This is a genomic window from Marinobacter sp. MA (assembly GCF_048298425.1).
Lineage (GTDB): Bacteria > Pseudomonadota > Gammaproteobacteria > Pseudomonadales > Oleiphilaceae > Marinobacter > Marinobacter salsuginis.
Map to the genome: position 1 here is coordinate 4,224,525 of NZ_CP103058.1, position 11,828 is coordinate 4,236,352.

9 protein-coding genes are annotated in these 11,828 nt (G+C 55.8%); 4 read left to right on the plus strand and 5 right to left on the minus strand.

The window, feature by feature from the left end; translation table 11 throughout:
• Positions 1–30 precede the first annotated feature (30 nt).
• Positions 31–1,299: an urea ABC transporter substrate-binding protein gene (gene urtA / locus NUW46_RS19515; protein ID WP_418141023.1), complete on the minus strand. Its 1,269-nt coding sequence runs from the start codon at positions 1,297–1,299 to the stop codon at positions 31–33.
• Positions 1,300–1,596: 297 nt separating this feature from the next.
• On the opposite strand from urtA, the gene NUW46_RS19520 reads away from it, so the two are divergent.
• The 3 genes from NUW46_RS19520 (at position 1,597) to NUW46_RS19530 (ending at position 6,685) form a co-directional block, all read left to right on the plus strand.
• Complete coding sequence (locus NUW46_RS19520) at positions 1,597–4,980, plus strand: ATP-binding protein (RefSeq protein ID WP_418141024.1); 3,384 nt, start codon at positions 1,597–1,599, stop codon at positions 4,978–4,980.
• Positions 4,967–5,872, plus strand: coding sequence for a response regulator (locus NUW46_RS19525; protein WP_418141025.1), 906 nt, complete (start codon positions 4,967–4,969; stop codon positions 5,870–5,872). Before NUW46_RS19520 ends, NUW46_RS19525 begins: the two co-directional genes overlap by 14 nt.
• A gap of 168 nt (positions 5,873–6,040) precedes the next feature.
• Positions 6,041–6,685: a DUF3047 domain-containing protein gene (locus NUW46_RS19530; protein ID WP_418142066.1), complete on the plus strand. Its 645-nt coding sequence runs from the start codon at positions 6,041–6,043 to the stop codon at positions 6,683–6,685.
• Here NUW46_RS19530 and NUW46_RS19535 read toward each other — a convergent pair.
• The 4 genes from NUW46_RS19535 to NUW46_RS19550 form a co-directional block, all read right to left on the minus strand.
• Positions 6,682–7,410, minus strand: a complete 729-nt coding sequence (locus tag NUW46_RS19535) for a substrate-binding periplasmic protein (RefSeq protein WP_418141026.1) — start codon at positions 7,408–7,410, stop codon at positions 6,682–6,684. The two genes, NUW46_RS19530 and NUW46_RS19535, sit on opposite strands and share 4 nt — an antisense overlap.
• Positions 7,411–7,617: 207 nt before the next feature.
• The gene (locus tag NUW46_RS19540; protein ID WP_418141027.1) at positions 7,618–8,154 is read right to left on the minus strand and encodes a response regulator; all 537 of its coding nucleotides are present in this window, start codon (positions 8,152–8,154) and stop codon (positions 7,618–7,620) included.
• Complete coding sequence (locus NUW46_RS19545; protein ID WP_418141028.1) at positions 8,151–9,467, minus strand: HD domain-containing phosphohydrolase; 1,317 nt, start codon at positions 9,465–9,467, stop codon at positions 8,151–8,153. The genes NUW46_RS19540 and NUW46_RS19545 overlap by 4 nt, the downstream gene beginning before the upstream one ends.
• 55 nt (positions 9,468–9,522) lie before the next feature.
• Positions 9,523–11,580, minus strand: a complete 2,058-nt coding sequence (locus NUW46_RS19550; protein ID WP_418141029.1) for a sensor histidine kinase — start codon at positions 11,578–11,580, stop codon at positions 9,523–9,525.
• On the opposite strand from NUW46_RS19550, the gene NUW46_RS19555 reads away from it, so the two are divergent.
• Positions 11,579–11,740, plus strand: a complete 162-nt coding sequence (locus tag NUW46_RS19555; RefSeq protein WP_418141030.1) for a hypothetical protein — start codon at positions 11,579–11,581, stop codon at positions 11,738–11,740. The two genes, NUW46_RS19550 and NUW46_RS19555, sit on opposite strands and share 2 nt — an antisense overlap.
• Positions 11,741–11,828 lie beyond the last annotated feature (88 nt).

Consider the following 11,828-nt stretch of genomic DNA (forward strand, 5'->3'; position numbering starts at 1 on the left):
CCGGCGCACTCTGGCGCCGGCCATCCATTCTTACTGGTAACCTTCAGGGAAGGGGTCCGGCTCCATCAGCTCCTCGGTCTCGTAGACAACCTGGTACTGGCCGTCGGTTTGAGCCTTGCCAATCCGGGTCTTGGACCACAGGTGATGGTTCTCGTGGATTCGCACGTAGCCTTCCGGTGCCTTGGTGAACTCGATGCCTGCAAATTCCTCGCGGATCTTGTCGATGTCGAAGGAGCCGGCTTTCTCAACCGCCGCTTTCCACAGCCATGGGCCAAGGTAGGCCGCCTGGGTCACGTCACCGATGACCATGTCGTCGCCGTAGGCTTCCTTGAAAGCCGCAACAAACTCTTTGTTGTTGGGGTTATCAAGGCTCTGGAAGTACTTCATGGATGCGTAGATGCCTTCAACGTTCTCACCGCCGATACCGCGGATTTCGTCCTCGGTAACCGAGATGGTAAGCAGCAGCGGCTTCTCGTCGGTGAAATCAACACCGGCGGCTTTCATCTGCTTGTAGAAGGCCACGTTGGAGCCACCAACAACCGAGGCGAAGATTACGTCCGGCTTTCTCAGCTTGATCTTGTTGATGACGGAGTTGAACTGGGTGTGGCCCAGGGGGTAGTACTCCTCGCCCACCACTTTCAGGCCCAGCTTGTCGATGTGTTTGCGGGCAATCTTGTTGGAGGTACGCGGCCAGATGTAATCGGAGCCGAGCAGATAGAAGGTTTTGGCGCCCTTGTTCTCGACGGCCCAGTCGATACCCGCAAGAATCTGCTGGGTGGCTTCCTGGCCGGTATAGACAACGTTGGGCGACTGCTCCAGCCCCTCATAGAAGGTCGGGTAATAGAGCATGCCGTTGTACTGCTCGATGACTGGCAGGATGGCCTTGCGTGAGGCGGACGTCCAAGCCCCGAAGATGGCCGCGACATTGTCCTGACGCAGAAGCTTACGCGACTTTTCAGCGAAGGTTGGCCAATCACTGGCGCCGTCTTCCTGAACGTATTCGATCTGACGCCCAAGCACACCACCTGAGGCGTTGATCTGGTCAATGGCCAGCTTCTCTGCCTGAACAGAACCAATCTCACTAAGCGCCATGGTGCCGGTGATGGAGTGCAGGATGCCCACGGTGACGGTGTCATCCGTAACCGCCAGGCCGGTGGTGTTGACCTCGGCCGTAGCCGGTGCGGCCGCTTGTGCGGATGTGGCGAGCATGACGGAAGCCGCCAGCGTCATCAGGCTCTTTCGAAGCCCCAGTCCCTTGCCGAATGACCGCCCACCGGCGGTTTGATCTGTCGTATCCATGGTGATTCCTCGCAGTTTTTGAAGTCCGGATCCGCGCTTCCCTTCGAAAGCACAGTGCCCACGAGAATCATTCTGCTCGGCCCCCTCTTGGGTGCCCATTCGGCAATCGCCCCAGCGCGCTACGTCATTTGACGCATTCCGGTTGGCCGCAGGACAGGCTAAAAACGCAGGCACACAGAAGAAGAACATCCCGGTACCGCTCTATGGCACGGATATTGTTCCGGCTTTCTCATCCGGTGCATTTCAGCTTGAAGCTGCACTAACGCGGGGCACCCAGAAACCAAAGGCAAGGCAGTCATGGCGGCAAGACAGACTATTTTTCGGGTTCGGCGCAGCTACAACCAGTGGGTAGCCAACCAGACCCTGGAGGACTATGCGCTTCGCTTTACTGCCAAAAGCGCCCGGCGCTGGTCCGCGGCCCGGGTGAGCAATACCGCTCTGGGAGCGATCTCGTTTCTGGCGCTTGAAGCCATTGGCGGCTCCATTACCCTGCACTACGGGTTCGATAACGCGGTCGCCGCGATCCTCGCTGTCAGCCTGGTGATCTTTCTGACGGCGATCCCGATCAGTTACTACGCAGCCCGTTACGGGGTCGACATTGACCTGCTGACCCGCGGCGCCGGCTTCGGCTACATTGGCTCCACCATCACTTCCCTGATCTATGCCTCATTCACGTTTATCTTCTTCGCCATCGAGGCGGCGATCATGGCCATGGCGCTGGAAATGCTGTTCGGAATTCCTCTCGTGCTTGGCTACCTGATCTGTGCTGTGGTCATCATTCCATTGGTCATACATGGCATCACCACGATCAGCCGTTTCCAGGTCTGGACCCAGCCAGCCTTTATCCTTTTGCAGATCGTTCCTTTTGTTTTTGTCATCTACTCGGACGCCTCCTCAATCAGCGATTGGACGCAATTCGAGGGCGTTAACCCGGTGAATACCGGTGGCTTGAGTATCGTGATGTTTGGAGCCGCGGCGGCGGTTGTCTTTTCCCTGATCGCACAGATCGGCGAGCAGGTTGATTTCCTGCGCTTTATCCCCGAGCCCCAGAACGCGAAGGAAAAACGGCGCTGGTGGGTTGCCGTTATGGCGGGCGGCCCTGGCTGGATCGTGATCGGTATGCTGAAGATTCTGGCAGGCTCTTTCCTGGCCGTGCTTGCCCTGAATCAGGGCGTTACGGCCTCCGAAGCCGCCGATCCTACCCAGATGTACCTGATCGCTTTCAACTACATTACCCATTCGCCCGAGATTTCCATGGCCATGGCCGGCATTTTTGTCATTCTTTGCCAGCTCAAGATCAACGTCACCAACGCCTACGCCGGCTCCATTGCCTGGTCCAATTTCTTTTCTCGTCTGACCCACAGTCATCCCGGGCGGGTCGTCTGGTTGTTCTTTAACGTCGCCATTGCCCTGCTGGTGATGGAACTGGGGGTCTATCGGGCCCTGGAAGAAACCCTGGGGTTCTACGGCATTGTCGCCATTGCCTGGGTAGGCTCCCTGGTGGCGGATCTGGTAATCAACAAACCACTGGGGCTCAGCCCTGCGCACATTGAGTTCAAGCGCGCCCACTTGTACGACATCAACCCTGTCGGCGTTGGTGCCATGCTGACAGCTTCGGTTGTCGGCATTACCTGTCACACCGGCATACTGGGGGACTATCCCCAGGCGCTTTCCCACTTCATCGCGATGGCCGTTGCTTTGATCATGGCGCCTCTGATTGCCTGGAGGACTGGCGGCCGTTTTTACACCGCACGGCCCTTCGTCCCGATTGCGACCGACCATCACCCGGTTCAGTGCACGATCTGCGAACACCACTTTGAACCCGAGGACCTCACGACCTGTCCCGCCTACGAAGGCACCATCTGCTCCCTGTGCTGCTCTCTGGATGCCCGGTGTGGCGACGTGTGCAAGCCGGGAGCGGGTTATCAGGAGCAGCTCAATCAGTTTCTCGGAACCCTGATGCCGAAACCGGTGCTGGACGGTCTGCGTTCGCGGATCGGGCATTTCCTGAGTCTGCTGATATTGATCAACGGGCTTTCGGGACTGCTGTTGTCATTAATCTATTTCAAGACTCCGGTGGCTTCACCGGCCGAGGGTCTGCTGCTGTCGATTACGCTTTGGAAGGTGTTCTTCATACTGGTCATCGTAACCGGTGTGATTTGCTGGCTGTTCGTGCTTGCCCATGAAAGCCGGGTGGTGGCCGAGGAAGAGTCCCGTCGTCAGAACCGCCTGTTGATGGAAGAGATCATCGCCCATGAACGAACCGACCAGGCCCTCCAGCAGGCGAAAGAGCAGGCGGAGGCCGCAAATGGCGCGAAAAGTCGCTACCTGACCGGTATCAGTCACGAACTCCGCTCTCCACTGAATGCCATTCTCGGATACGCCCAGCTGATGGAGAACGACGAAACCATTCCCGCGCACCGGAAGGAAGCCCTGGGTGTGATTCGTCGCAGCGGTGAATACCTGGCCGACCTCATTGAGGGGCTGCTGGACATTTCCAAAATCGAAGCGGGTCGGCTGGACCTGCACCGTGATCAGGTCCGCATTGAACTGTTGATGGAGCAACTGGTGACCATGTTCCGCTTGCAGGCGGAAGACAAAGGCCTGGCCTTTGATTATCACTGCCCCAATCCGCTTCCGGAACTGGTGACCACAGACGAAAAACGACTGCGGCAGATTCTGATCAACCTCCTGTCCAACGCCATTAAATATACTGACCGGGGCGGAGTATCCCTGACCCTGCGCTATCGCAGTCAGGTGGCCGAGTTCACCGTGCGCGACACCGGCGAGGGTATAGCCCCCGAGAATGTGGAACGTATCTTCCGGCCCTTCGAGCGCATCCGCACACCGGGACAAAGCCGGACAGGCACGGGTCTTGGCCTGACCATTACCCGCCTGCTCACCGAGATCATGGGGGGTGATATTTCGGTTGAAAGCGAGCCTGGGCAGGGCAGCGTCTTTCGTGTGAGCCTCATGCTGTCGAGCCTGCATGCCTCCGCGCCCCGCTCCATCTCGACGCCAACCAAACGCATCTACGGGTACCACGGCCCGCGGCGAAAAGTGCTGCTGGTCGATGACGATGTCTCCCACCGCCAGGTCATGCGTGCCATGCTTTCACCCCTGGGCTTTGAAATCGTCGACACCGGAAATGCGCTGACGGTAATGGCGACCGTTGAGGCGGAGCGCCCTGACCTCGTGCTTCTGGACGTCTCCATGCCCGGAATGAGCGGCTGGGACGTGCTGGCATCACTGCGCGAGCACAAGCACACCATCCCGGTTGTCATGGTTTCAGCCGACGCCAATGAAGGTCACCACGCGGCTGATTCTCCCCGGCTGCACGATGGCTACATCATTAAACCCGTGCGACTCGATCTGCTGCTTGACACCATTGCCAGCGTGCTGGACCTCGGGTGGCGTTTCGATAAAAGCCCGGAGCCCCTCGCGGCCATTCCCGCCCCCGAGCATGGCGTTCTTCCCTTACCGGAACTGGAGCATCGTCTGGCTCTGGCCGACCTGGCCCGGATCGGGCATCGAAAGGGCTTGCTTGAAGCCTTGCATGCCCTGAAACACAGCGGCGATGCAGCTGACCCCTTTGCGCGTGAGCTCACCAGACTCACCAATGATTTCCAGTTCGAGAAAATTCTTGAACTACTCGAGGTAGCCGAACATGAAGCTTCATAATGACCGGAAAACTGTCGTGATGGTCGTGGATGACGCGGTCGACTCCATTCGAATGATCAACGATGCCATGGAAGAGGCCGGCATGACGGTGCTGGTTGCCCTGGAAGGGAACCAGGCCCTCACCATCAGCCAGAATATAACGCCGGACGTGGTGCTGATGGATGCTCTGATGCCCCACATGGACGGCTTCGAAACCTGTCGAAGATTGAAGGAGAACCCGGCATTTACCGACATTCCTATTATCTTCATGACCGGGCTGAGCGACACGGAGCACGTTGTTATGGGGCTCAATGCCGGGGGCGTGGATTACGTGACAAAGCCCATCAACACCACCGAGCTGCTGGCCAGAATGGATGTGCACCTGACCAACGCCCGCATGACCCGAAGCGCCCGCAGCGCGCTGGATACAGCCGGTCAGAACCTGTTTGCCGTGGACCAGGAGGGCAACCTGCTCTGGGGCACGCCCCAGGTTTGTCAGTACCTGCCCGATGCGGCGCACCCTGAATTCTCCGATGTCCGTGCCCGCCTGGCAGAATGGCTGGGGCACCAACCCGAACCAGGCCACAGCATGCCAATGGAAATCATGGGCGTGGCTAGGTCCGTGGAGTTTCTGGCCCTTGTGGATAACCGAGAATACCTGCTTCGGCTAAAAACACCGCAGAATCCCAACAGCGCAACAGCCGCTTTGCGGCAACGGTTCGAACTGACTTTGAGGGAATCCGACGTGTTACTGTGGATCGCCAACGGCAAGACCAATCGGGAAATTGGGCAGATACTGGATATGAGCCCCCGGACCGTCAACAAGCATCTGGAGCAGGTATTCCGGAAGCTGGGCGTGGAGAACCGGACGGCAGCGGCGGCCAGCGCGATCCGGGTGTTGGCAATTCAGTAATCGTTTCGGGCACTTTTGCGCAAAGCGTCTGTCCACGGGTATACCTCCTTCCAGACATCGAGAAGCCTGATGAGAAAGACGACAAGATTCCTGTCACTCCTGTTTTTTGCAGGCATTTCTGGAATCCTGGTTGCTCAGCAATCGCCCGCTCTCAAACCGTTTTCTGACATGCAGTCCCTGAATGACGGCTGGGAACCCCTGGAATTTCCCAAGATCGATCAGCTCAGTCGGTATGAACTGACCACAGAGGACGGTCAGCAGGTTGTCAGGGCCACCACCGAAGGTGGGGCATCTGGCCTCATTGCCCGGGTAAGATTGGAGCCCGCCGATTCACTGATTTTGCAGTGGCGCTGGAAGGTCTCGAACGTGTTCGAGAAGGGTGATGCCCGGGAAAAGTCCGGTGACGATTATCCTGCCAGGATCTACGTTGCGTTCGAGTTCCAGCCTGAAAAAGCAGGCTTCTTCGAACGCGCCAAACGCAAGACGGTTGAAGTGTTATTCGGAGAGTCCCTCCCGGGCAACGCTCTGAACTACATCTGGGCCAATAGCCTGCCCAAGGGCGAGATCGTGCCCAACCCCTACACCGAGAAAACCATGATGATCGCGGTGAATTCAGGATCAGAACAGGTCGGTGAATGGGTCACCGTGGAACGTGACATTATGGCCGACTACCGGGAAGCCTTTGGTGAGGAACCACCACCGGTGGTCGGAATTGCCATTATGTCGGATTCCGACAACACCGGGGAAAAAGCAACGGCCTGGTATGGGGATATTTTTCTAAACCCTGAATCTCGGGCTGTACCAGGGGATTAACGATACTGTTCCGGAAAGCCTGGCACTACAAAGCCCTCGTTGATCTTTCTGATTGGAGGTACTTCGCCCCTTTCCGCAAGACGGATATAGGCATCATCAAACGCTTCCCGAAGAAGGGCTGCCCTCGGATTTGCGAGGGAAAAGAGCCAGGCCAGGTTTCTTGAGCGAACCTCGGATTCACGGATCATACTGTCAGCCGGCATCTCAAGTGTGTCCATTACGGGTTGCCGGTAATCCAGCAAATAATCGCCGCGCCCGCGCTTGAGCATGTCCAGAGCCGAGCGGTGATTCGGCGCTTCCGTAACACGAATCGAGCCTTCACTCTCCAGCCAGGAAAGCAACCCGCCATAAGTGTAGCCGCCAATAACAATGACCGTTTTTCCCAGAAGCGTATCGAAGTGATCGACGGGTGGCGTTGTCTCCAGGTACCAGGCGCTGAGCTGGACTGGCAACGGGCTTGCCCAGCTCTCCAGTACCTCCCCATCGAGCGCCGGAATGCTTGTTACTCCAGGCCAGGCATCGATCTTGCCATTGGTTAAATAGAGATAGGCCCTGGTTACCGGAAGATAAAGGAAATCCACCTCATACCCTGCCTCCAGCGCCACTTTTCGGGTAATTTCGATGAAGGTTCCTTCTGCCTCGCCATTTTCGGCCCGGTAGGTGATGGGGGGAAACTCGACGTAGGCAATGCGAAGGAGTCTTGTATTCGCGGTATCTGCCAACACCAGACCTGGCTTTGAAATGCAGAGAGCTACGAGCAAAGAAACTGCGCATAAAGCACGCCAGCACATTGGCGCTTTTACAGACGTACCCCAAAACCAACTCGCCATAACCACCAGTTCTTATCATCGTTTTTCTAGAGGTTATCAGAATTGCGGAGAGTTGCACTGACAGCCTACGCAATTCAAAAAATACGTGAAATAAATGATCAATCAGCGAGACAGGTCGATATAACCGTCCTCATCCAGCTCCACCCTGGATATACCCGGGGTCTCCTGCTCCAGACGGATGAGTTCCTGCACCCTGGGATCAATGCGTTTTCCGGGAGCAGCAGGGATTCCTGGCTTGCGGGCAATGTCAGACCCATCATGCTCAGCGCGAAGGGCATGGAAAACGGTGAACATAAGCTCGTCGTCGCTCCAGGGCTTTTCTATAAACCTGTGAATGCCCGCATCGTTAATTGCCTGAATCAGGCCGTCCCGTTCGGCATGGGCAGATAACAGGATTCTTGCTGCACCCGGTGCCAGTTGCCTGCTTTTCACAAGAAACTCAATGCCCGAAAGCTGAGGCATGCAAAGATCGGAAATGATGATGTCCGGATTGAGCGCCTCCAGGTCCTCCAAGCACTGGTTCGGATCTGTATAGGTCACGATCTCTACCCCGAGACGCTGCAGGCAACGTCTCAGTGCACGGCATATGGCGGGTTCATCATCCACGCAGACAATGCGATGTCCTGAATTGGCGCTCATGGATTCGCCTCGAGGGCAGGTTCGATAATATGAATCGGCATCTTTAAATTGTCCTCAGCGCCAAGACGCCTCAACCGGTCGACCATGGTCTGGGTAAGGATGCCACCCCGGCTGATCAAAAGAATGCCCCGGTCTGTTACCAGATCCCGGTTAAGGATCATCCCCGGGGCCAGATCGCGATAACTGACAATTCGCTCCATCGGCGAGAGAGAGGACACATTGAGGGTGTATTGCGTCTGGGCGATGGCCTCCACCACAGCGGGATCGTATCTGATGCCCGCATTCTTACGCAGATGATTCAAGGCTTCTTCGGCATTCAACGGCGTGGCTCGCATATATTCAGTCTGGATCCCGATGAACTCCCTGCAGGCAAGCAGTATGCGGGATCCAAGGGGAATGCTTTGCGATACCAATCGGTCCGGGTAGCCAGAGCCATCAAAGTGCTCGTTCTGGTGACGTATCAGCAGCGCCGCTTTCTCCAAAGCTTTTATGCTCGTCAGGGCCAATTCGCCAATGACAGGGTACTGGCGATACTCTTCACGATCCCTACCGGTGAGCCGAACTTCGGACCGACCCAGCACCTCATCCGGGAGCGCCAGCTTGCCTACCTCATGGAGAAGCGCCGCATAGAAAATGTGCTTTCTCTCGGTACTCTCCACCTGGAGCAGGTCACAGACCCTGAAACACAGATCAGCGACCAGTTGGGACTGTCCTTTAATCAGGTGCGCACGGTGGCTGATAAAATAAGAGAAGGTTTTCACAAACGCGTCGTAGCTGGTTTCCAGCTGGCGCATGGCTCGACGGAGCAGTTTCGTCCGAGCCAACACCCGGTCCTCCAGCTCGGCATTGAGGCGTTTCAGCGACAGGGCCTGCTCCTGGGTAGTTATCATCAGGCGACGATTATCCCGTTCAAGCCTGACTACCTTGAGCCCTTCTTCCAGAGCCTCTATGAACTTGTCATCATCCCAGGGCTTATGGATAAAGCGACTGATGCCCCCATCGTTCAACGCACTGACTGTCGATTCGAGATCAGATTGGCCGGTCAGCAGGTAACGAATGGTGCCGGGATAGCGCTGTTTCACCTCGGCCAAAAACTCGTGGCCGGACATCTCGGGCATACGCATATCCGACACCACCAGATCCACGGTTTGCTCCTGCATAATTTCAAGTGCTTCGGCGCCACTACTGGCAAAGAGACACTGAAAGTTTTGTTTTCGGGTCAACCGCATCAGGGAGTTGAGGATTGGCTGTTCATCGTCAACAAACAGAATTCTGCCAGTATCACGAGGTGCTTGATTAGAGGTCAGATCCATACTGATTTTCCCATTGGTTGATGTTGAAAGCGGCTGATCTCGCGCTGTGTTGGCGCTATGCACTTATCGCTGTTTGAACAATCAGCTCGTGCTGTCGCGGGAGCTCAATGCAAAATTCCGTGCCAACTCCTTCTTCACTGGCCACCTCGATCTTTCCGCCGTGTCGATTGGCAATGATGTCGTAGGCGATGTTCATTCCGAGGCCAGTGCCTTCGCCCACCTTTTTCGTGGTAAAGAACGGGTCGAAGATTCGGCCAATGTGTTGCTCGGCAATACCGCAGCCGTTGTCCGAAACTTTGACGTAAACGCTCCCCGGAGAATCTGTGACGATGATCGTTATCAGGCCCTGCCGTTCGACTTTCTTGATGGCGTGAACAGCATTAATCACCAGATTTGAAATGACCTGCGAAAACGGACCGGGCAGCAGATCCACTACGAGCCCTTGGGGACACACCAACTCAACCTGACTGGTGTATTTGGTCACGTTTTTGAGCAAGTTGAGAGTCTTTTCGATCAGTTTTCGCAGATCTTGCTGCTCGAAGGTGTCTCGCGAGCTATCTGCCCGGGAAAAATCCTTGAGGTTCTGGATGATTTCCTTCACACGCACACCTCCTTCAACGCAGTCCTCAATCAGTGAGGGCAGGTCGTCCCGTATAAAATCGTAGTCATACTGGATGAGAGATTCGTTGAGCCTGTCAGCAAGCAGCGAAACCGTTTCCACTTCCTCCGCATTCAGCCAGCTTCGGGACTGCTCGATAATCGCTATCAGATCGTTGATGTAGTCATTCAGGCGGTTGATATTACTGAGAATGAATCCGAGAGGGTTGTTGATCTCATGGGCAACGCCGGCAGCAAGGTGCCCGATAGAAGCCAGCTTTTCCTGTTGCGTCATCAGAACCTGGGTTCGTTTGATCTGATCCAGGGATTTCGATAGGGCCTGGTTGGCCCGGTACAACTCATTCTGTTTTTCAATCAGTTCTGCCTGCGCCAGCCGTTCCTTGCTGAGCGCCCGCATGAGCGATTCCTTTGAGTTCTCCAGATCCAGGGTACGCTCGGTGATTTTCCTCTCGAGCAGACGCCGGCTCGAGCTTACTGATTCCGTCACATACCCTGAGATCAACACCACGATAATCATCAAAACGAACGAGAGCACCACGATGCCCCATTTCGACAAGGTAAAGCTGCTCTCCAGTTCCGCCATCAGCCGATTTCTGAGCAGCTGCAGCTCCACCGTTTTATCGCTCAACTGGCTTTCAATAGACGTGACATAGTCGAGACTCAGCCCAATCATTTCACGGCTTTGCACGATAGCCGCCACTCTTTGCTGATGCAGCTGTTCCAAAGGTCCGTTCTGAGCAATCAGGTTCCTGGCGCGTTCGTAAGCCGGAAGAATGCGATCTTCAAAAACCGTTGGAAAAACCCGGTCCACCGAGACTCGGTTACGCTGAATCCAGAGAAAAGCATCGCCTACGGATCTCTCGAGACCGCGCAAAGCCTCCCGGACCTCATCCATTTTTTCAGCTCTACCGAGACTGAATAGGCTCTGATAGCCCATTTGTAGTACGGCATCGGCCTGGTTGGCGACCCCGGAAATCAACCCGGCAGCATCAAGCGGAACACCCGCCGGCAGTGTGTTGATCAGATCAATCACGCTCTGGCCAAAACCATCCAGGGCCCGCGTTACCTCTGCATCCATTAACCGTGAACGATCTGTCAGCGCTTTCAGGCGCTGCAGTTCGGCTGCACTGCTATCAAAAACCACTTCAGCGCGCTTAATGAGACGCTCGTCTAAAAACGCTTCCCGGTTGCGCCTCAGGAGTTCTCCAGCCTGAAGGGACAGTGAAACAGGTTCCGTCCTGCCGTCCCCAAAAGCATCGGAGAGAGACTGAGCCTCCAGAATGCTCAGCGATTGTCTGGCGAGTACGAGATCGAGCTTGGCAGCTTGCAGAGACACCAGATCCGGAACGACTTCCCGGTGAATCACCCTGCTGTCTTCCTCAACCCCCCCGATCAACGACAATGATGCAAAAAGCAAAACGAGGATGGTGGCAGAAATAGCTCCAAGGCTGATGACGATTTTTCTGGTGTATTTACTAGGACTGGCCTTACGCATGGGCGGGTCTTCGACCGGAGTACACCTGGTCACGTTCTATAAGCCCTATGATGTACTTGAACTGGTGCGGCGTATTCAGAAAAAAAAGCCCGAAACCGGCTCCCATGACTCGGTTCCTGACCGCAAGCAACCAGTCCAGTCCGCTCTGGTCGATTTCTGAAACATCACGGAGATCGAAAAACCAGTCATAGCAAACGTCTTTTTCGTCAAGAATTGTCTTACGAAGACTATCTACCGACAGGAAGGTA